The organism is Anaerocolumna sp. AGMB13020, assembly GCF_033100115.1.
In the GTDB taxonomy this organism is placed as follows: Bacteria; Bacillota; Clostridia; order Lachnospirales; family Lachnospiraceae; genus Anaerocolumna.
Window position 1 is genome coordinate 4,255,813 of the sequence record NZ_CP136910.1, and the last position, 21,641, is coordinate 4,277,453.

Here is a 21,641-nt window from a genome sequence, read left to right on the forward strand (position 1 = left end):
TGTAAGCATAATAAGTATGATATACATAGACAGGAAATTTATTCAGTTATCAGAAAGAACTAGCTGTTTTCTCTGCTTTTCTGGATAAATGTGAGAATCGTCTTAAAACTGTCCTCCATGGACTGATAAACAGAGGCGTCTACAAGCTGTTTGTTTCCGGCATATTCGCAGAGAAAACTTGAAAATGCCACAAAACGTACATATTGACGGAGCAGGTCAAATTTTTCCGTATCAAGATAGCCTTTTATAATTCCATAATTATAATTTGTTATAGTAAGGACAGTTTCTTTCTCCGTACTGTCTAATTTTTCTGTCAGTTCATCAAGCTTGTTTTCAACAAAGAGTTCTTTCAAATCGGTATTTAAGTTGTTCATTTCTTCAGTCATTCATCAAAATCCTTTCTGTTTATGAATTGATTCCTTATTTCTGTTTGCTTCAACTGTATGCCTTGGCAGGCTTTCTTATGATACCACATTTTCGGTATCAGAATCAATTCCAGAAAATACAGATTAAGACCTTTGTGTTCGTAAGGAACTTTCTATGTAAAAGTATGCATTCCCTGCATTTAACCTATTATAAAAAAACCTACCGCTGCGATAATATATATGGATACCAGCTTCAGTCCTTCCATCCAATTTGATCTTCCGGATTTGACCACCTGGTTTGCCACTAACACACTGGAGAAGAGCAGAAACAGCTCTACCGGTTTTAATACAATACTCATAGGCGTATATAGAAGGCTGATAAGTACCGATACCGGGATAACAAAAAGTGCGATTTGAAGACTGGAACCTACTGCTATTTCTATGGCAATATCCATCTTATTTTTAAGAGCCATTATAATGGCGGTACTATGTTCCGCAGCATTTCCTACAATGGGAATAAGGATTATACCGATGAACATTTCAGAGATGCCGGCAGAGGAGGTCATAGGCTCTATGGTTTCGACCAGAAGTTCGGACTCAAAGGCAATAAATACGGTACAGATCGCCAGTATGATAACACTTAATTTCAGGCTCCAATTAGAATCGAAATCTTCCGCATGTTCCACTCCATACAGGTCTTTTTGAGTCTTGAAGGAATAAATCATTCCCAGGACATAGATAATTAGCATGATAACACTTGTAATGATGCTAAAGCTTTCATATTTAGAGGAAACAAGTGTTTCTGATACATGGTATGTAAAAACAGCAGGAATGGACAGTCCAATAACTGCAAAGAGCAGCATGGTGGCAGTAAACGTACCAAGCTGGGAATCATACTTTAATTCCTTATGCTTTAACCCTCCGGCTAAGATGCTGCAGCCCAGTACCAAAAGTATATTTCCAAGAACGGAACCTACCAGGGAAGCCTTTACCACTTCAAAGAGTCCTGCCCGTATAGCAAAGAAACTGATGATTAATTCCGTGGCATTTCCAAAGGTTGCATTTAAGAAACCTCCAAATTTAGGACCTGTATAAGCAGCTATTTCTTCTGTTGCAGTACCCAGCAAACCGGCTAAGGGAACAATGGATAAACATATCAGAAAAAAGGTAAGGGTAGAATTCCACTTTAAATAATAACCCAAAATCGAAAAAGGAACACAGAGTAAAAGGAACTTTAAATATTTCATATGTAAAAGTCCTGTAGTGCCATTGTATAGTAAGAGCAAAAGAGTCGCTGGCATCCTTTCCGTATCATATTTCCCTGCTCCAAACATCGGTATCTTATCCCTGTGCCACTGATTATTCTGCCTGACATACCAAATGTACCCTGAATTATACTCCTGTGTATTTATAAAATCAATGAGTCAATATGAATAGAAAACCAGAAATATACTGTAGGTTATCACCAATAAAGCAGAAATATAAACGGTACAAATTTGTATATTTGCGCTATACCGAACCGGTTATTTTCAGTAGATTTGATTCTTTACAAGAGAGAAATCCGGTAATTATCCGGTATAGTTTTCTGAAATTGACATAATTCTGATTTAACAGGCAGAGAGCCATATAGTCAATTAATCCTAATGGGTTTTAGGAACACCGCACAAATCAAGGAATGAGCTGATTTTACAGGGATTCAGGGACAAAAATCATCTTGACAAAAAGAATCGATTTACAGTATATTTTGTATAAAATAGGTGATGTAATTACCTTAAGAAATCAAGATATTCACTTTGCTGATAATCGATAGGGTCAGAGCGGTGATGGAGGGCGAAGAGAGGTTTCGGATTATTGATTACAATAACCAGGACAAAAAGGAGTCGAAATTATGGATATAACAATGATAATTAGTATAATTTTCGCGTTCGGTATGTTAATAGGTGCCTTTGTATTAGATGGAGGGCATGTGGGGGCTTTGTTCAGACTTACACCTGCCATGATCGTTATCGGTGGTACCATCGGAGTTGTCGGCGTTTCCTTCCCGTTATCGGTGCTCAAAAATATACCTAAGATTCTTGGTATAGCTTTTCGTAACAAGAAAGAAAACAGAAAAGAAATCATAGAAATCTTCTATAGAATTGCAAATCTTGCAAGAAGCAACGGTCTCTTATCTTTGGAAACAGAGCTGCAGAATAATCAATATGATCCCTTTATCAAAGATGGATTACAGCTTGTAATGGACGGAACAGATCCTGAAATCATAAAGAAGATACTGGAAACGAAACTTGACAATATGGAATTCAGACATTCAAAAGGGATTGCAGTATTTGAAGCTGCCGGTGGTTATGCACCAACCCTGGGAGTACTTGGTACCGTTATGGGTCTGGTACATGTATTGGGTAATCTCTCCGGCGATACGGCGGTACTGGGAGAATCCATTGCCATTGCATTTATTGCGACCATGTACGGTGTTGGTACTGCCAACCTTCTTTGGCTTCCCATAGCTACAAAACTAAAGGAAATAGATACAGATGAACTGGTTACAAAAAATATGATGATGGATGGGATACTGATGATTCAGGAAGGCGGTAACCCGGCATTAATCGTAGAAAGGCTAAAGGGATACCTAGATGATGAAAAAGAAGGAGAAGAAGTCAGAGAACAGTGAGAGATGGCTTCTGACATACTCTGACTTAATAACGTTGCTGATGATTTTGTTCGTGTTATTCTATTCGATCAGCAGCGCAGACCAGGATAAGTATGAGGACATTGCGGCATCCTTAAGAGATGCTTTTGGAAGCAATAACCAGGGTGGATCCATTATACCTCAGGGCGGCGGTGTGCTAAACGGTGGTCAGACAATCGATCCCGGAAACGGAAATGGTAACGGTACAGAAGCGGAAGTCGGTGAAGGGAAAGGAACCGGAATTGAAGATATTACGGAAGTCAGCAAAGATGAATATACCCAGCTGAAAGAGTGGCTTTATGATGCTATAGGAAACGGGGAATTCAAAGACAGCTTAAGTATCAGCATTATGGATAGCGGTATTGTAATAACCCTCTCCAACGATGTGTTGTTTGACAGCGGACAGGCAGATATCAAAAGCAATATGAAGAAAAATCTGGACATTATTGCACAGCTCTTAAAGCAGGTAGACAATAAGATACAAATTGGCGGACATACGGACAACGTACCTATCAACCGTGGAATATTTACCTCTAATTGGCAGCTTTCAGCGCAAAGAGCAGCAAATGTAGTAGAATATATGGTAAATGAATATGGCATTGATCCCAAACGAATGGTAGCCAGCGGATATGGTGAGTATGATCCCATAGACACCAACAAAACCAAAGAAGGCAGAGCCAAGAACAGAAGAATCAGTATAACGATTCTATTTAATAATAATGGAAATACGGATGAAAATAATCAATGATAAAATCATAGCAGGAAGGCACTGTAATTCCTTAATCTGTAAGGGAAAGGAATTACAGTGCCTTCTTTTCTGCCTTAAAACGTATTTAACAGAGTAAAATACTGGAATGACTATGCTATAAATCAGGTTGTTAAAATAAGGAAATCAATACATGTATTCTTAAAATAGTATTGACAAATCACCATTCCCATTGTACACTTTAACGAGTAAAAGTGTTAAACTACACAACATTAAAGTGAAACTGCTTTAAACTGATATACAGTAGGAGGAAAACATGAAAAGAAGATTATTAGCAGGGTTATTATCGGTCTCTATGGTCGTATTGGCACTCACAGGCTGCGGTGTGAAGGATAATAGTACCACCACAGGCAGCAGCAACTCAAAATCAGAAGGAAAAGTATACCGAATCGGTATCAATCAGTTAGTAGAACATGATGCATTGGATGCTTCGTATAAAGGTTTTAAGGATGCCCTTGCAGAAGCCGGTTATGTAGAAGGTAAGAATCTGGAATTGGATTATCAGGTAGCACAAGGGGATATGTCAACAGCAGGTACCATTGCAACGAAACAGGTTAATGACAAGCCGGATCTGATACTTTCCATAGCAACACCATCTGCACAGGCAGTAGTAAACGCTACAAAGGACATTCCGGTATTGGTAACCGCGGTAACCGATCCCGCAAGTGCGGGTCTGGTAGCTTCAAATGAAGCACCTGGCGGCAATGTATCCGGAACCTCAGACCTGACACCTGTTAAGAAGCAGATAGAACTGTTAAAACAGCTGGTACCTGATGCGAAGAAGATTGCGGTACTTTATTCCTCCAGCGAAGTGAATTCCGTGGTACAGGCCGATCTTGCGAAAGCGGCCGGTAAGGAACTTGGAATAGAAGTGATTGATTCAACGGTATCCAACTCCAATGAGATACAGCAGGTGGTTCAGTCACTGGTTGGAAAGGTAGACGCTGTGTATGCTCCCACAGATAATCTTATTGCTTCCTCCATGTCCACAGTAGCACAGGTTGCTAATGCAAATAATCTGCCGGTAATCTGCGGTGAAGGCGGTATGGTAGACAATGGCGGACTGGCTACCTACGGTATCGATTATTATGAACTGGGAGTATTAACCGGCAAGCAGGCAGTAAAAATACTTGAAGGTACTGCTACTACAGCAGACATGCCGATAGAATACCTCCCGGATGAGAAATGTAAACTGCAGATTAATTCTGAAGTAGCAAAGCAGCTGGGAATCATAATACCAGAGGAACTGCAGAGCAATTAACATAAGTTGAATAGTCAGAGTATTTCTGTACGTGTCCATACAGTCTAAAAGCTGTCCCGGGGGCTGCTTCTTTTGGCAGATCGCTGGGGCAGACTTTTCATTTCTCAGAAGTAGAAAGCAGCAGGAAGGGAAGGTTAAGAAATTAAATGGAATCATATATTTTATCAATACTTGGAGGAACCTCTCAGGGGTTAGCCTGGGCAGTCCTTGCTATCGGTGTGTACGTGTCATTTCGAATACTGGATTTTCCCGATTTGACAAGTGAAGGCAGCTTTGCATTGGGAGGCAGTGTCAGCGCGGTCTGTATCGCCGGTCTGGGGCTTCATCCGGTGGTAAGTCTTCTGATATCAATTGCAGCTGGTATGGCAGCAGGTGCTATTACGGGATTCTTACATACCAAATTAAGAATTCCACCAATATTATCCGGAATTCTTACCATGATAGCTCTGTATTCTGTCAACCTTGGCATTATGGGAAAAGCCAATACTCCTTTACTTGCTAAGAAGACAATCTTATCAATGGCTCTGGAGCTGTTCTCCGAAAAAGCAGGCATCAGCTATAATCTGCTACAGATACTGATTACTATGGGGCTGGGTTTGATTTTTGTTGTACTTGTAATTATCTTCCTGTACTGGTTTCTTGGAACCGAAACAGGGTGTGCTCTTCGTGCTACTGGCAATAATGAAGCAATGGTGCGGGCCCAGGGAGCGAATACGGATGCACTGAAGATTCTTGGACTTATGGTAGGAAATGGGCTTATTGCCCTCTCTGGCGGACTGGTTGCCCAGACCCAGGGCTTTGCAGACGTATCAATGGGTGTAGGTGCCATTGTTATCGGACTTGCTTCTATTGTAGTAGGAGAGGTAGTCTTTAAGAAGGTACGCTCTTTTGCTGTCAGGCTGATCTCCATCGTAGTAGGCTCTGTCATCTACCGTATTATTATTGCAACGGTATTATTCCTTGGATTTAATACCAATTATCAGAAGCTATTAACTGCCGTACTGGTTGCAGCAGCTTTGGCCATACCTGTATTCAAGAAGGAAAAGGTCAGGATCGTAAAGGAGGCAGAATAATGCTTGAGATAAATGAGTTATATAAGACCTTTAATGCCTATACCATTAATGAAAAGAACGTCTTTAAGGGGCTCAATCTGGAACTTGAGAAATCGGATTTTGTTACGGTTATAGGCGGTAATGGTGCGGGAAAATCGACTATGCTTAATATGATAGCCGGCGTGTATTATTCGGACAGCGGAAAGATAAAACTGGATGGTATTGATATAACCAGGATGCCGGAATATAAAAGAGCTGCCTACCTGGGCAGAGTATTTCAGGATCCCATGATGGGAACTGCGGCACATATGGAAATTGAGGAGAATCTTGCTCTTGCATACCGCAGAGGAAAGAAGAGAGGATTAGGCTGGGGAATCTCAAAAGCAGAAAAAGAGCTGTTTGCAGAACAGCTTAAGAAACTGGATCTTGGACTTGAAAGCAGGCTCACCTCCAAAGTCGGTCTACTCTCAGGTGGTCAGAGACAGGCACTGACCTTATTGATGTCAACACTTAAGAATCCGAAGCTCCTGCTCCTGGATGAGCATACAGCAGCCCTGGACCCCAAAACAGCCCAGAAGGTACTGGAACTGACGGACAACATCATAAAAGAAAATGCGCTGACAGCTTTCATGATCACACATAATATGAAACATGCAATTCAGTATGGAAATCGTTTGATTATGATGCATGAAGGCAGAATAATCTTTGATATCGCAGGGGAAGAAAAGAAAAAACTTCAGGTAAAAGATCTGCTGGAGAAATTTGAGAGTGTCAGCGGAAGTGAATTCAGCAATGACAGGATGCTATTATCCTAAGGTGTTATGAAAATAATTGTACCGTTTTGAATGAAAAAATCATAGTATTCACTCTTTTAAGAAATATCTGGTAAAAAGAAAATCTACTCATATTCGACATATTATGTTATAATTGTAAACTGATAGTTGGTTTTTATAACAGTCTGATTTAACAGGACGGAGATTACAAGGCAGTATAAGCTGAGCTGGTATTCTACTGAGTTCACCTTATCAGGACGTAACGTAATTGGAGGATATGGAGTATGAGATTTATTTCCATAGATAGAGTTGCACCCGGTGATGTTCTTGCTAAACCGATTTATGGCAATCAAGGGATTATATTATTAAGAGAGAACCTGGAGTTAACAGAAAGTATTTTAGCCAGATTAAAGACGCTGGGTTACACCGGGTTATACATCGAAGATGACATCTCAGAAGGAATCATGATTGAAGACATCGTAGATGAAGGACTTAAGCTTCGGGCTGCTACCAGGCTGGAGGAAATAGTGAACAACAATGGAAGTATAACTGAGATGCTTCCTATGATTAAAGAAATTGTCGGCAGTGTTATTACCAATAAGGATGTAGAGCTGAATATGCGTCATTTATGGGGGCATCATGAGTATACCTACCTCCATTGTGTAAATGTTGCAATACTGGCAGTCAGTGTTGGTATAAAGCTGAATCTGCCTGCGGAGGATCTGAATTATCTGGGGACGGCAGGGATACTTCATGACATCGGTAAGAAGCAGATTCCACAGGAACTTCTGGACAAGAAGGAAAAGCTAACGGACGAAGAGTATGAGGCCTTAAAGAAACATCCGGAATATGGATATGCCATGCTTTTAGGTGCACAGGAACTTACAAGTGTTACCAGAGCAGGTGTATTGCAGCATCATGAGAGATATGACGGATCTGGATATCCAAGGGGATTAAAAGGAAACGAGATCACGCTCTATGCCCGGATACTGGCTGTGGCAGACACATACGATGCCATGACCTCGGACAGAGCTTACAGGGATGCCTTTGTTCCTTCCGAAGCAGTTGAATACCTTATGGGCAACGGTAATCTTCTCTATGATAATATGGTAATTGATGCCTTTATCAAATGTGTTACCATATATCCCATCGGTTCCTGTGTAGAACTGAGTAACGGGATACAGGCAATTGTCTTAAAAAATTATTCGGATTGTATTTTACGGCCGGTAATCAGAACCATAGATACAAAAGAAGTAATCGATCTTAAAAATGAGTCCAAATATTTAAATTATTGTATAACCAAGCTGGTAATTTAGCGTTAAGGTTAAAGTATAATTTTATTATATTGACAAATAATATTAGGACTGATATCATGATAGAAGCAAAAGGCGAAGATGTTCTTTAGAAGGACGTTTTCGCTTATTTTTCGATATATAGACTGTTTGACATAATTTTGCAGTCCTTAAATGAAGCTGTAACTATGAAATTAATAATATAAGGGAGAGGATTATATGAATCGTTTTTCAAAGCAGGATATAATCAGGTTGGTAAAGGAGGAAGACGTGGAATTTATCAGGCTTCAGTTCACCGATATTTTCGGTAATCTGAAGAATGTAGCCGTTACTACCAGTCAGCTTGACAAAGTACTGGATAATAAGTGCATGTTTGATGGCTCTTCCATTGAGGGATTTGTACGTATTGAAGAATCTGATATGTATCTGTACCCGGATCTTGATACCTTTGAGATATTTCCCTGGAGACCGCAACAGGGTAAAGTAGCCAGGTTTATATGTGATGTCTATAGGCCGGATGGTACTCCCTTTGAAGGAGATCCCAGATATATTCTTAAAAAAGTAGTGGAAGAAGCGAAGGAATTGGGATATGCCTTTCAGGTAGGACCGGAATGTGAATTTTTCTTATTTAACACCCTTGATAATGGCGAGCCAAGCCTTGATACCATGGAAAAAGGCGGCTATTTCGATGTAGGACCTTTGGATAATGGTGAGAATGCAAGACGTGAGATGGTCCTGACCCTTGAAGACATGGGATTTACCATAGAAGCCTCTCATCATGAGGTTGCACCGGCTCAGCATGAAATTGATTTTAAATACGACCATGCTATGAAGACGGCAGATAATATCATGACCTTTAAGCTGGTGGTAAGAACCGTAGCCAAAAGACATGGACTTCATGCTACTTTTATGCCAAAGCCTAAATTTGGTGTAAATGGTTCAGGAATGCATATTAATATGTCAATTGAGAAGGATGGCAGGAATCTATTTGATGACCCCAACGGCAAACTTGGTCTTAGTACGGAAGCATATCAGTTTATAGCAGGAATTATGTTGCATATGCCCGGAATGGCTTCTATTACAAATCCTTTGGTAAACTCCTATAAGAGACTTACCCCCGGTTACGAAGCACCCGTATATATTGCCTGGAGTGCCACCAACAGAAGCCCTCTTATCCGTATACCGGCAGCAAGAGGAAGCAATGCAAGGGTAGAGCTCAGATGTCCTGATTCTGCGGCAAATCCCTATCTGGCTCTGGCTGTCTGCCTGGCTGCAGGTCTTGATGGTATTAAGAATAAGCTGACACCACCTGACAGTGTGGATCAGAATATTTTTGAAATGAGTGAAGCAGAGAAAACAGAGAAAAATATTAAGAGCCTGCCCACCAGTTTAAAGGAAGCTTTAGCTGCACTGGAACAGGATGATCTGATAAAAGGAGTTCTTGGAGAGCATACGACGAAGAAGTATCTGGAAGCAAAATATTCCGAATGGAACCAATACGCTGTACAGGTGTCAAAGTGGGAGACTGATCAATACTTACACCGCATTTAAATATTTATGTATAAAAAGCGTGGAGGTGATCGAATGTGCCCAGTATAATTATAGCTTTCCCTAAAATGGAAGATACCGTGAGCATTAAAAATGCACTGGTACGAAATGGATACGATGTCAATGCAACCTGCACCACCGGGGCGCAGGTTGTAACCATAGCAAATGAGTTGGATGACGGTATTGTAGTATGTGGTTACCGTTTTTCTGACATGCATTACAGCCAGCTAAACGGATATCTGCCCAAAGGTTTTGAGATGCTTCTCATAGCCTCCCCCAACAAATTGGAAGAATGTACGGATAATAATATTGTCTGTCTCAGTATGCCAATTAAAATGACCGACCTTGTGAATACCCTTCAAATGATGTTTTACAATTATTCTCGACGCAGGAAAAAAGAGAAGGATAAACCGAAACTCAGAACAGAAGCGGAGAAGGAAGTCATTAACAAAGCCAAGCTTGTATTGATGGAACGAAATAATATGACAGAAGAAGAAGCACATAGATATATTCAGAAGAACAGTATGGACAGCGGCACCAATATGGTTGAAATGGCTGAAATGATTCTAAGCTTGATGTAGGATAGGGGCTATGGTAAAATAGGGAGTGCTTATGTATCCTTTTATTTACCATAACCCCTTTCCTTTTATAATCGAAGGGACAAGTTATTCTGGGTAAGGTAACAGCATTATATGCAATACATATAGCATTTTTGAAGTATTTTCGTCAGGAAATGTTATTTAAAATAGTAGTTAACATCATATCTGTATGCTGAAGGTGTTAAGTTATATAAAAAATAAGAGCCGTTCAGCGGGTAGAATGAAATTATTAGTGTTAACGGAGGTATTTATGAAATTTACAAAAATGCATGGTTGCGGAAATGATTATGTCTATGTGAACTGCCTGAGAGAGAAAGTAATTGATCCGTCTGCCTTGGCCATTGCTGTCAGTGACAGACATTTCGGTATCGGTTCTGATGGCCTGATACTCATTAAAGCTTCCGATAAAGCGGATTTTATGATGGATATGTATAATGCCGACGGCTCTTCCTCCGGTATGTGCGGAAATGGGATCCGTTGTGTGGCAAAGTATGTGTATGATTACGGCTTAACCCAGGAAAAAGAAATCTCCATAGAAACCGGTGCCGGTATCAAGTACCTGTCACTGACGACGATAGACGGTAAAGTAACAGAGGTAACGGTTGATATGGGAAATCCGATTACAGAGCCCTCTTTGGTTCCTGTAAAAAGTCAGGAGGATAGTGTAATTGACCAACCTATTCACGTGGGAAATAAGGATTACCGTATAACCTGTGTCTCCATGGGAAATCCTCATGCCATCGTATTTGTCGAGGACACAAAGAATATTGAAATCGAGAAAATTGGCCCATTATTTGAGCATCACGAATGGTTTCCCCAGAGAACCAATACAGAGTTTATTCACGTAATTGACAGAAAAAACATTGAATTGAGAGTATGGGAAAGAGGTTCAGGTGAGACCCTGGCCTGCGGTACCGGAGCTTGTGCCAGTGTTTATGCCTGCATCCTGAATGGACTTACAGAGGATGAGGTAAAGGTTAAGCTGCTGGGCGGTGAATTGACAATTCGTTATGACAGAGAAAAGAACAGAATATTTATGACCGGGCCTGCTGTCACGGTATTTGAAGGTGAATTGCTCTGATTCAATTTGAAAGCTATGAAAGGGTTGCCAGAGGTTTACGAAGTAATGTGGAGTTATCTATAATTGTTCCTGTGACGATTGCATTTAACAAGAAAGCCTGTGCAACAGCTTATATAAAATAGAAAGAAAGCCAGGTTGAATAAAAAAATGCGTATTCAACTATTGATTAAATTGCGTGTCGCAACGCGCAGGTGGTATAAAGATGTTTAAAATCAATGATAATTATTTGAAACTGCCGGGAAGCTATTTATTTTCCGATATTGCAAAGAAAGTCAAAGCTTTTGGTGATGCCAATCCGGATAAGAAGATAATCCGTTTAGGTATTGGTGATGTAACGCTTCCTCTGGCTCCGGCAGTAATCGATGCTCTGCATAAGGCAACCGATGAAATGGGAAGCAAAGACACCTTTAAAGGATATGCACCGGATCTTGGATATGATTTCCTTCGTAGTCTTATAGCAGAAAATGACTACAAATCAAGAGGTGTAACAATTGCCCTGGATGAAATCTTTGTAAGTGACGGAGCTAAAAGTGATTCCGCAAATATCCAGGAGATCTTCTCACAGGATAATAAAATTGCCGTTTGCGATCCCGTATATCCGGTATATGTAGATTCCAATGTAATGGCTGGCAGAACAGGAGACTATCTTGCAGACACCGGCAGATGGACCAATGTTATTTATATGCCCTGCACCAGTGAGAATAACTTTGTACCTGAATTTCCAAAAGAAGATCCTGATATTATCTATCTGTGTTATCCGAACAATCCTACAGGTTCTACTGTAAGCAAGGCTGTATTACAGGACTGGGTAGATTATGCGAATCGTATCGGTGCGGTGATCATCTATGATGCTGCTTATGAAGCTTATATTTCGGAGGAGGATGTACCTCATACAATCTATGAATGCGAAGGAGCAAAGACCTGTGCCATCGAGCTAAGAAGTTTCTCCAAAAATGCAGGTTTTACCGGAACCAGACTCGGCTTTACCGTAATTCCCAAGGAGTTAAAAGCAGGAGATGTTATGCTTAACAGCTTATGGGCAAGACGTCACGGAACCAAATTCAACGGGGCACCCTATATTATTCAGGCTGCCGGTGCTGCAGTCTACAGTGCAGAAGGAAAGAAACAGACCAAGGAACAGATAGCTTATTACATGAACAATGCAAAAGTAATCAAGGAAGGTCTTGAAAGTGCCGGCTACAGTGTGTCCGGTGGCGTAAATGCGCCTTATATCTGGCTTAAGACACCTGATAAGGTGACCTCCTGGGAGTTCTTTGATTATCTGCTGAATACCGCCAATGTTGTTGGAACTCCCGGTTCAGGTTTTGGACCCAGCGGCGAGGGATACTTCCGTCTGACTGCTTTTGGCACCTATGAGAATACGGTAGAAGCCATAGAGCGTATCAAGAAATTATGATTTACCCGGAATTCTTAAAACAAAAGGACTTTATAGCAATAGCAGCTCCCTCCGACGGCAACCGTAAAGAAACAGATTTTAACCGGTTGGATAACGGAATCAGGAACCTGAAAGACATGGGCTTTCAGGTTCTTGAGGGAGCTCTTATACGTAACAGCATCAAGGGCAGAAGTGGTGACGGAAAAGCCAGAGCAGATGAACTGGAAGCTTTTATCCGTGAAAAGGATGTAAAATGGATTATCGGGGCCAAAGGAGGAGATTTTCTTATGGAAATGCTGTCCTTCTTTGACTTTGACAGCATCAGAAAACATCCAGTTTGGTATCAGGGTTATTCAGACAATACCGGCCTTACCTTTACTATAACTACCCTTTGTGATATTGCAACTGTGTATGGCGGTAATTTCAATGATTTTGGTATGAAAGAATGGCATAAAAGCCTTACGGATAACATAAAGCTTATAACCGGTGAGCGTATTGTACAGAACAGCTTTGATCTGTATGAAGATGGTTTTTATGACCAGCCCACAGGTCTGGAAGGTTATGTACTGACAAAACCGGTTGTTTTAAGACAGGCGTCTGGAGAAGAAGGAATACCTCTGACCGGCCGTCTGCTAGGCGGTTGCCTGGATGTACTCCTGAATCTGTGCGGTACCCGTTTTGACCGGACCGCTGCATTTGTGGAAAAGTATAAGGAGGAGGGCATCCTCTGGTATCTGGAAAGCTTTGCTCTTAACAGTGATAGTCTCATGCGAGGTTTGTGGCAGTTAAAAGAGGCTGGCTGGTTTAAGTATGCCAAAGGTTTCATCTTTGGAAGACCTGCGTTCTATGAGGAGAATTACGGAATAACCTATGAAGAAGCAGTGACTTCTGTGTTAAAGGATGTTCCTGTTATCCTGGAGGCTGATATCGGACATAAGGCTCCAAGCTTTACGGTAATCAACGGCAGTATGGGAACTTTTCAATATAAGGATGGCAAGGGAAAATTAATGATGGAATATCGATAGGACACTCTGACAATTTGTCTTACAATTCCATAGTCTGTTTTTATTGTAATCCAAAAGAGGAAGTTACAAAACATGAAAGCATAAGCAGAGTTGATTTCATGTGATTTAATAATTTAGCGTGAAAAAGTAAAATTTACCCCTTGCCAGATAATATTTTCTGTGATAATATAGCTTAAAAGTAATTCTTGTATATTTATAAAGGCTGAGATAGAGACTGACCTTTAGGGATTTCACTTATAGACAGGAATGGCGTGCCACCGACTGAGAGCATGCCTTTGGTGATAGCTATTGGAAGGAACACTCTGGAGCTCGTGAGCTGAAGAAGCAGAGTTGATTTAACAGATGAAGCCAGTATCTGGTGTATGTTAATAAACGAACTTGCAGTAGGTCCATGCGCGGCACGCGTTATGTGCTTGAGAGGAAAGCGGATGCTTTCAACGCGGGTGGTACCGCGGGTTAACTCTTAACGTAAGACGATTGCCTTTTTTGCAGCCGCTGTTGAATTCCCGTCCCGGATAATTATGTGTTTTTGCACATAATTATCCGGGACTTATTTTTTTGTTTCAGAGGAGGAACATCATGGAATTTGTTAAAGGAATCAAAGAAAAGGATGTATTAGAAATTAGTGATATACTTACCGGAGAGTGGTTTGGTAAAGAGGTTGTTTTAAGAGGATTCGTTCATACGGTTAGAGATATGGGAGAGATCTCCTTTGTGGTATTGCGTAAATATGAAGGGCTGGTACAGTGTGTTACCGACAGTAAGGTAAAGGGACTAGAGGGTAAAGCCTTAAAAGAGGGAATGACTCTCGAGGTAAAAGGAATTGCAGCAACAGAAGACAGAGCTCCCAACGGATTTGAAGTCCGTCTTACTGATATCAGAGTATTATCAGAACCTGCAAAAGATTCTACCATGCCGCTGCCAATCAGTAAATGGAAGCTAAATACTTCTTTGGAGACGAAATTATCCTTAAGGCCCATTGCATTAAGAAATGTCAGAGAAAGAGCCATCTTTAAGATTCAGGAGGGGTTAGTAAGAGGATTTCGTGACTTTATGTTCCAAAATCATTTTACGGAAGTAAGGACCCCAAAGATTGTTGCCGGTAATGCAGAAGGCGGAGCCAATGTATTTAAGCTGGAATATTTCGGTAAGAAAGCTTTCCTGGCACAGAGCCCTCAGTTCTACAAGCAGACCATGGTTGGAATCTATGACAGGGTATTTGAAGCAGCACCGGTTTTCCGTGCGGAGAAGCATAACACTACCAGGCATTTGAATGAATATACCAGCCTTGATTTTGAAATGGGTTATATTGACGGCTTTGAAGATATTATGGATATGGAAGCAGCAATGCTTACCTATACCTTTGAATTCTTAAAGAAAGAATATGCCAAAGAGTTGAAATTATTAGATGTGAAACTGCCAGCAGCAGACAATATCCCTGCCGTGCGTTTTGATGAAGCAAAACAGCTGGTTGCAGAAAAATATGACCGCAAGATAAAGAATCCATATGATCTGGAACCGGAAGAAGAAATTCTGATCGGCAAGTATTTTAAAGAGGAGCACGACAGTGATTTTGTATTTGTAACGCATTATCCTTCTAAAAAGAGACCCTTCTATGCAATGGATGACCCGTCAGATAATAAATTTACCTTAAGCTTTGACCTGTTATTCAAAGGCATGGAGGTGACCACCGGAGGACAGAGAATCCACAACTATGAAGAGCAGGTGGATAAGATGGTGAAAAGAGGAATGGACCCGGAGGAATTCACCAATTACCTGATGATTTTCAAGCACGGAATGCCGCCTCACGGAGGACTTGGAATTGGTCTGGAGCGTCTTACCATGAAGCTCTTAGATGAGCAGAACGTAAGAGAAACCACTCTCTTCCCAAGAGATGTATCAAGATTGGAACCTTAATAGTAGGTGGAGTGTTTAAGTGCATCGAAAGATTTAAACCTCAATTTGTATCAATTTTTAATTTTTATAAATGATGAGAAGCAGCACACCGCAAAGCAGACAGTCAGAACCGTATAAATACTCTCCAGGTAATAAGTTAAAATGTATAATTGTCTTTGCATGAATTAGAAGCCCTTATAAAAAGAAAAGTCAGACAGGAGGAAATAATGGAAGTTACAGATAAGACCATAGATTACGTGGCAGCCCTTGCAAAGCTTGAACTGACACAGGAAGAAAAAGAAAAAGCGAAGGTTGACCTGGGTAGCATATTAGAATATATGACTACCATGAATGAGTTGGACACAGAGGGGATACAACCCATGTCCCATGTATTCCCCATCCATAATGTATTTCGTGAAGATGAAGTATTAAACGGACCGGACAGAGACAGTCTGTTACAAAATGCACCTGCTAAAAAGGATGGCTGCTTTATGGTTCCTAAAACAGTGGAATAAACAAAGATTGAGTATTCAGGAAAGAGGACAATATGGATATTACCAAATTATCGGCCCTGGAATTAGGGAAAAAAATCAAAGAGAAAGAAATCTCCGTATCCGAAGCGGTAAAGCTCCAGATAGACAGAATCAAAGAGAAGGACTCAGAATATAACTGTTATGTTTCTGTTTTGGAGGACAGTGCCCTTGCAGAAGCAGCAGAGGTTCAAAAGCGAATTGACAGCGGTGAACTTGACAATGCTCCTCTGGCAGGCGTGCCCGTAGCTGTGAAAGACAATATCTGCACCAAAGGTATCAAGACCACCTGCAGTTCCAAGATTCTGCATAACTTTCTTCCTCCTTATAACGCAACGGTTGTAGAGCGGTTAAAGGCACAGGGAGCTGTTATAATCGGAAAGACAAATATGGATGAATTTGCTATGGGAAGCACCACAGAGACCTCCTATTTTGGAATTACCAAAAATCCCAGAAATACAGATTACGTTCCAGGTGGCTCCAGTGGTGGTTCAGCCGCAGCGGTAGCCGCAGAGGAAGCCTTTTATGCACTGGGATCTGATACCGGAGGGTCTATTCGTCAGCCCAGTTCCTTCTGTGGTGTTACGGGTATTAAGCCGACTTACGGCACCGTATCCCGTTACGGTCTGATAGCATATGCCTCTTCGTTGGACCAGATAGGACCGATAGGTAAGAACGTAGCTGACTGCGCGGCAGCCCTTGATATTATTTCAGGTCATGACAGGAAAGATTCCACCAGTGTACCCACAAAGAGCTATGAATATCTGAAAGCACTGGACGGCGACGTCAGGGGGATGAAGATAGGTATACCCAGAGGGTATTTAGGAAACGGTCTTTCAGATGAGGTTAAAGAAAACATCTTAGCAGCAGCAAAGGAATTGGAGAAGCAGGGAGCGATTCTTGAAGAGTTTGACTTAGAGGCGGTGGAATATGCCATACCGGCTTATTATGTAATTGCTTCGGCAGAAGCCAGCTCCAACCTTTCCAGATATGATGGTATCAAATATGGCTATCGTACACCTGATTTCGATGGACTTCAGGAAGTATATAAAAAGACCAGAAGCGAAGGCTTCGGCAATGAAGTTAAGCGCAGAATGATGATAGGTGCCTTCGTATTAAGCTCCGGTTACTATGATGCGTATTACAACAAAGCCTTAAGAGTAAAAGCAATTATAAAAGAAGGCTTTGATAAAGCCTTTGAAAAATATGATATCATTCTAGGGCCTACAGCGCCTACCACAGCACCTAAAATCGGCGGAAGCCTGGCAGATCCTTTGCAGATGTATCTTGGAGATATCTATACGGTATCCGTTAACTTAACTGGGCTTCCGGCTATCAGTCTTCCCTGTGGTGTAGACAGTAAGGGGCTGCCTGTTGGTCTTCAGCTTATCGGTAAGCATTTTGGTGAAAAGGATATCCTAAAAGCAGCCTACGGTTTTGAACAAAGCAGAAAGGAAGTGACGCTATGAAAACATACGAAACTGTCATCGGTCTTGAAGTCCATGTAGAGCTGGCAACGAAGACTAAGATATTCTGCGGCTGTACCACCCAGTTCGGAGGAGACCCGAATACCCATTGCTGTCCGGTGTGTACCGGCATGCCGGGTACCCTTCCCGTGTTAAATAAAAAGGTAGTTGAATTTGCAATTGCAGCAGGACTTGCAACAGGCTGCAGCATCCATCAGGATTGTAAATTCGATCGTAAGAATTATTTCTATCCCGATCTTCCAAAGGCTTATCAGGTATCGCAGCTTTATCTGCCTATCTGCCATGACGGCGGTATTGAGATTGAGACCTCAGCCGGTAAGAAGGTAGTGGGTATTCATGAAATCCATATGGAGGAAGATGCGGGTAAATTGATCCATGATCCCTGGGAGGACTGTACACTTGTAGACTACAACCGTTGCGGTGTCCCTCTTATTGAAATTGTAAGTGATCCGGATATGAGATCTGCAGAAGAAGTAATTGCATATCTTGAGAAACTTAAATTAATCCTGCAGTACCTTGGTGTTTCGGACTGTAAGATGCAGGAAGGCTCCTTAAGAGCAGACATCAATCTGTCTGTCAGAGAAGTAGGCGCCAAAGAATTTGGGACCAGAACCGAAATGAAGAATATGAACTCCTTTAAAGCCATAGCAAGAGCTATTGAAGGAGAGAGAAAACGTCAGATTGAAATGCTGGAATACGGCAAGGTTGTAGTTCAGGAAACCAGACGTTGGGATGATAATAAGGATACCAGTTTTGCCATGCGTTCCAAAGAAGATGCACAGGATTATCGTTACTTCCCTGAACCGGACCTGGTACCTATTTTGATCAGTGATGAATGGCTGGAAGAAATTAAGAACAGGCAACCTGAACTTCGCGACGAGAAAATGCTTCGTTATGAGAAGGAATATGATATTCCAGTATATGATGCAGGAATTATTACCGGCTCCAAACATCTGGCAGATCTCTTTGAAGAGACCGTTAGCTTATGCAGCAAGCCAAAGGAAGTATCCAACTGGCTTATGGTAGAGACCATGCGTCTTTTGAAGGAAGAAGAGAAAGAACCGGAGGATATTGCTTTTCGTGCTGAGAATCTGGCGGGTCTTATTAAGCTCATCGGTGATAATAAGATCAATAGAACCGTTGCTAAGGAAGTATTTGAGAAAATATTCAAAGAGGATATCGATCCTGTTAAATATGTAGAGGAAAAGGGTCTTTCCATGGTTAGCGATGAGAGCCTCTTAAAGTCTACGATAGAAAGAATTGTAGCAGAAAATCCTGCTTCTGTTAATGATTATAAGAGCGGTAAAGAAAAAGCCCTTGGTTTCCTGGTTGGGCAGACCATGAAGGAAATGAAAGGGAAGGCGGATCCGGGAATGATTAATAAGATCTTGAAGGAGATATTGGCTCAGTGATATTCACGATTTTATATTGAATTCATCAGGTTTAATAGGGTTTTTGAGGATTGGTTTTTTAACAAGGGGACGGCAAATTGCACAAACCAGAAAACTCATGCTTCAATTCCAAGGTATAAGAAGTCCTAATTCTCTGGATATTTTGCCCTTGTCATATGATAAAACAGATAACTCGCTTTGAACTGCTTCCCGTCAAGTAGACAATTAAAAAAATATAAATCTTTCTGCCAGTAAAGTATAACTTACTGGCAGTTTTTTATGCTGCCTGTAGATATAACTCATGTTTCTCCATCGGAGTTAATACACCTAGATTTCTTTGTAAGCGTTTATTGTTATAGTATTTCATATATTTCTCGATCATTTCAACAACTGCTTTCTTACTCGTAAAACGTTTTCCATAATAACGCTCTCTTTTAATAATTCCCCAAAACCCTTCCATTGGCCCATTGTCAATGCACTTTGCCACTCTTGACATACTCTGAGTCATTCCTGCTGATTCAACTTTTGAACGGAAAATCCTGTTTGTATATTGAAATCCTCTGTCACTATGAAATAGTGGGCAAACACCTGGGTTGGTCTCAATCGCAGCATCAAATGTATCAAAGACTAACGAATTATTGTTGTTGTCACGAATGATGTACGATACAATCCGACGGTCATACAAATCAAATATGGCGCTAAGATAGACTTTATGCTTTTCGATACCAATGTAATAGTGAAATTCAGTTACATCGGTAAGCCATTTCCTGTTGGGTGCATCCGCTTTAAACTCGCGGTTGAGTAAATTTTCTGCTATGTAGTATGGGTTTACTGCTTGTCTTGTACATCCATAACTAGAGTACTTGATTGTTGATTTTATATTCCGATTCCGGCAGATTCTCAATACGCGTTTATCATTTACTTTTATATCATGATACCGTTCCAGGTCATCCCGGATTCTTCGATACCCTTTATCTGGGGATTCCTCATGGATCCGTTCAATGATATCTGCTATGCGCCTGTTTTCGGTTTCGCATGCGGGGATATTCCTGTTTATCCACTTATAGTATGCAGAGCGGGAAATACCACCAAGCTTACATAAAGTATGTATAGGATAGCCGTATTTTTCGTTTTCCTCTTTGATTGCCTGGTAAATACTTTCATGGCGAATCAGGCTTAATACCGCCTCCTTTCTATCTCCTCGAGTTTTTTTAAGAAGGATACCTCCATTTCGGCTCGTTCTTTTTCTGCTCTCAAAATCTTGTTTTCAGCCTGGAGTTTCTCTAACTCGTTCATTTGTTCTTTCGATTTCCTTTTTCCACGACTATCATTTAAAGCTTCAACTCCATCTGATTCATATTTAATGGTGTAATTGCGTGCCTGCTGATAGGATATCTGGTGTTTTTCTGCTGTTTCTCTGTAATTGTGATTATGTGCAATACAATACTGTACTATTTCCACTCGCTCATCAAATGTGGTGTTTCTACCTTTGGTCATAATAGGGCCTCCTGTTCCGGAAGCTTTCAGCTTCTCATGACCATTATACTTCAAAATCCAGTTTCGTAGTTGGGATGATGAACGAATTCCATATTTTCTGCAGAGTTCAGAATAGGAACCCTTACCATTTAGATAATCTAGTACAGCATTTTTTTTTGTATCCGAAGAATAAGCGGTATTCTGGGAAGTAGTAATAAGACCTTCTTCTCCCAAAGATTGATATAAAGAAATCCACTCCAAAATGCGTGTCCCGCTGATACCTAATAACTGCGCTTCATGATTAGCAGAGGTCTTACCTGATAAATATCTTTGAACAATATTTATCTTTATTTCGAAAGAAAACTTAGCTTTTCTTCCCATAAAAATATGCTTCCTCCTAAGTAACAAGTTTTTTATTATTTCACTTGTCTACTTAGAGGGAAGCATATCACTTCGCTCAAACAATCTGTTTTATCATATAGGGCAAAATATCCAGAGAAAAGGACTTCTAATACCTTTCTATAGGCGCATTCGTTCTTCTGGTTTGTACAATTTGCCTGAAATCGTAGTGAAACGATGATTTTAGTAGCTTTTATGTTTGATATCATATTAATAATATCAATATAAATATTATTATTCCTATAGAAATTTAGCGTTATATATGTCATCTCATCTGACTATAATTGATTACTTAATATTTTATGTTGTAATTTTAGGCTATAATCATTTAGTATCAGTAAATTTTTAGTGGGTATAATCATTCAGTATTAGTAGATTTTCAGTGGATATAATCATCCAGTATCAGTAGACTTTCAGTAGATATAATCATCCAATATCAGTAGACTTTCAGTGGGTATAATCATCCAGTATCAGTAGACTTTCAGTGGGTAAAATCATTCAGTATCAGTAGACTTTCAGTGGATATAATCATCCAATATCAGTAGACTTTCAGTGGGTATAATCATCCAGTATCAGTAGACTTTCAGTGGGTATAATCTTTCAGTATCAGTAGACTTT

At 40.7% G+C, this 21,641-nt stretch carries 19 protein-coding genes; 15 read left to right on the forward strand and 4 right to left on the reverse strand.

All coding sequences use genetic code 11. The annotated features are described in order from the left end of the window. Positions 1–59 precede the first annotated feature (59 nt). Positions 60–386 carry a hypothetical protein gene (locus R2R35_RS17640; RefSeq protein WP_317731149.1) on the reverse strand — a complete coding sequence of 109 codons (327 nt, stop codon included), beginning with the start codon at positions 384–386 and terminating at the stop codon, positions 60–62. 179 nt (positions 387–565) lie between these two features. Further along, the gene (gene cax / locus R2R35_RS17645; protein ID WP_317731150.1) at positions 566–1,612 is read right to left on the reverse strand and encodes a calcium/proton exchanger; all 1,047 of its coding nucleotides are present in this window, start codon (positions 1,610–1,612) and stop codon (positions 566–568) included. 641 nt (positions 1,613–2,253) lie between these two features. On the opposite strand from cax, the gene R2R35_RS17650 reads away from it, so the two are divergent. The 15 genes from R2R35_RS17650 (at position 2,254) to gatB (ending at position 19,169) form a co-directional block, all read left to right on the forward strand. Beyond that, entirely contained in the window at positions 2,254–3,033 is a 780-nt protein-coding gene (locus R2R35_RS17650) for a flagellar motor protein (protein WP_317731151.1), read from the forward strand. Further along, positions 2,996–3,799 carry an OmpA/MotB family protein gene (locus R2R35_RS17655; RefSeq protein WP_317731152.1) on the forward strand — a complete coding sequence of 268 codons (804 nt, stop codon included), beginning with the start codon at positions 2,996–2,998 and terminating at the stop codon, positions 3,797–3,799. Before R2R35_RS17650 ends, R2R35_RS17655 begins: the two co-directional genes overlap by 38 nt. A 274-nt stretch (positions 3,800–4,073) precedes the next feature. Beyond that, positions 4,074–5,078, forward strand: a complete 1,005-nt coding sequence (locus R2R35_RS17660; protein WP_317731153.1) for an ABC transporter substrate binding protein — start codon at positions 4,074–4,076, stop codon at positions 5,076–5,078. 146 nt (positions 5,079–5,224) lie between these two features. Beyond that, positions 5,225–6,151 carry an ABC transporter permease gene (locus R2R35_RS17665; RefSeq protein WP_317731154.1) on the forward strand — a complete coding sequence of 309 codons (927 nt, stop codon included), beginning with the start codon at positions 5,225–5,227 and terminating at the stop codon, positions 6,149–6,151. Next, the gene (locus R2R35_RS17670) at positions 6,151–6,945 is read left to right on the forward strand and encodes an ABC transporter ATP-binding protein (RefSeq protein WP_317731155.1); all 795 of its coding nucleotides are present in this window, start codon (positions 6,151–6,153) and stop codon (positions 6,943–6,945) included. Before R2R35_RS17665 ends, R2R35_RS17670 begins: the two co-directional genes overlap by 1 nt. Before the next feature lie 242 nt (positions 6,946–7,187). Next, the gene (locus R2R35_RS17675; protein ID WP_317731156.1) at positions 7,188–8,219 is read left to right on the forward strand and encodes an HD-GYP domain-containing protein; all 1,032 of its coding nucleotides are present in this window, start codon (positions 7,188–7,190) and stop codon (positions 8,217–8,219) included. A 195-nt stretch (positions 8,220–8,414) separates the two neighbouring features. Further along, positions 8,415–9,746, forward strand: coding sequence for a type I glutamate--ammonia ligase (gene glnA / locus R2R35_RS17680; RefSeq protein WP_317731157.1), 1,332 nt, complete (start codon positions 8,415–8,417; stop codon positions 9,744–9,746). A 35-nt stretch (positions 9,747–9,781) separates the two neighbouring features. After that, positions 9,782–10,324, forward strand: a complete 543-nt coding sequence (locus R2R35_RS17685) for an ANTAR domain-containing response regulator (protein ID WP_317731158.1) — start codon at positions 9,782–9,784, stop codon at positions 10,322–10,324. 268 nt (positions 10,325–10,592) lie between these two features. Next, positions 10,593–11,423 carry a diaminopimelate epimerase gene (gene dapF / locus R2R35_RS17690; protein ID WP_317731159.1) on the forward strand — a complete coding sequence of 277 codons (831 nt, stop codon included), beginning with the start codon at positions 10,593–10,595 and terminating at the stop codon, positions 11,421–11,423. A 202-nt stretch (positions 11,424–11,625) separates the two neighbouring features. Continuing rightward, a complete protein-coding gene (locus tag R2R35_RS17695; protein ID WP_317731160.1) occupies positions 11,626–12,840 on the forward strand; it encodes an LL-diaminopimelate aminotransferase in 1,215 nt (404 codons plus the stop codon). Continuing rightward, complete coding sequence (locus R2R35_RS17700; protein ID WP_317731161.1) at positions 12,837–13,844, forward strand: S66 family peptidase; 1,008 nt, start codon at positions 12,837–12,839, stop codon at positions 13,842–13,844. Before R2R35_RS17695 ends, R2R35_RS17700 begins: the two co-directional genes overlap by 4 nt. Positions 13,845–14,423: 579 nt before the next feature. After that, the gene (gene aspS, locus R2R35_RS17705; RefSeq protein WP_317731162.1) at positions 14,424–15,761 is read left to right on the forward strand and encodes an aspartate--tRNA(Asn) ligase; all 1,338 of its coding nucleotides are present in this window, start codon (positions 14,424–14,426) and stop codon (positions 15,759–15,761) included. Between the two features lie 206 nt (positions 15,762–15,967). Next, on the forward strand, positions 15,968–16,255 hold the full coding sequence (gatC, locus tag R2R35_RS17710) for an Asp-tRNA(Asn)/Glu-tRNA(Gln) amidotransferase subunit GatC (RefSeq protein ID WP_317731163.1): 288 nt from the start codon (positions 15,968–15,970) through the stop codon (positions 16,253–16,255). A 32-nt stretch (positions 16,256–16,287) separates the two neighbouring features. Beyond that, complete coding sequence (gene gatA / locus R2R35_RS17715) at positions 16,288–17,739, forward strand: Asp-tRNA(Asn)/Glu-tRNA(Gln) amidotransferase subunit GatA (protein ID WP_317731164.1); 1,452 nt, start codon at positions 16,288–16,290, stop codon at positions 17,737–17,739. Beyond that, positions 17,736–19,169, forward strand: a complete 1,434-nt coding sequence (gene gatB / locus R2R35_RS17720; RefSeq protein ID WP_317731165.1) for an Asp-tRNA(Asn)/Glu-tRNA(Gln) amidotransferase subunit GatB — start codon at positions 17,736–17,738, stop codon at positions 19,167–19,169. The genes gatA and gatB overlap by 4 nt, the downstream gene beginning before the upstream one ends. A 256-nt stretch (positions 19,170–19,425) precedes the next feature. Here the strand turns inward: gatB and R2R35_RS17725 are convergent, their stop codons facing one another. After that, positions 19,426–20,370: an IS3 family transposase gene (locus tag R2R35_RS17725; RefSeq protein ID WP_317734812.1), complete on the reverse strand. Its 945-nt coding sequence runs from the start codon at positions 20,368–20,370 to the stop codon at positions 19,426–19,428. Continuing rightward, on the reverse strand, positions 20,325–21,005 hold the full coding sequence (locus R2R35_RS17730) for a transposase (RefSeq protein ID WP_317731166.1): 681 nt from the start codon (positions 21,003–21,005) through the stop codon (positions 20,325–20,327). The genes R2R35_RS17725 and R2R35_RS17730 overlap by 46 nt, the downstream gene beginning before the upstream one ends. Between the last annotated feature and the right edge of the window lie 636 nt (positions 21,006–21,641).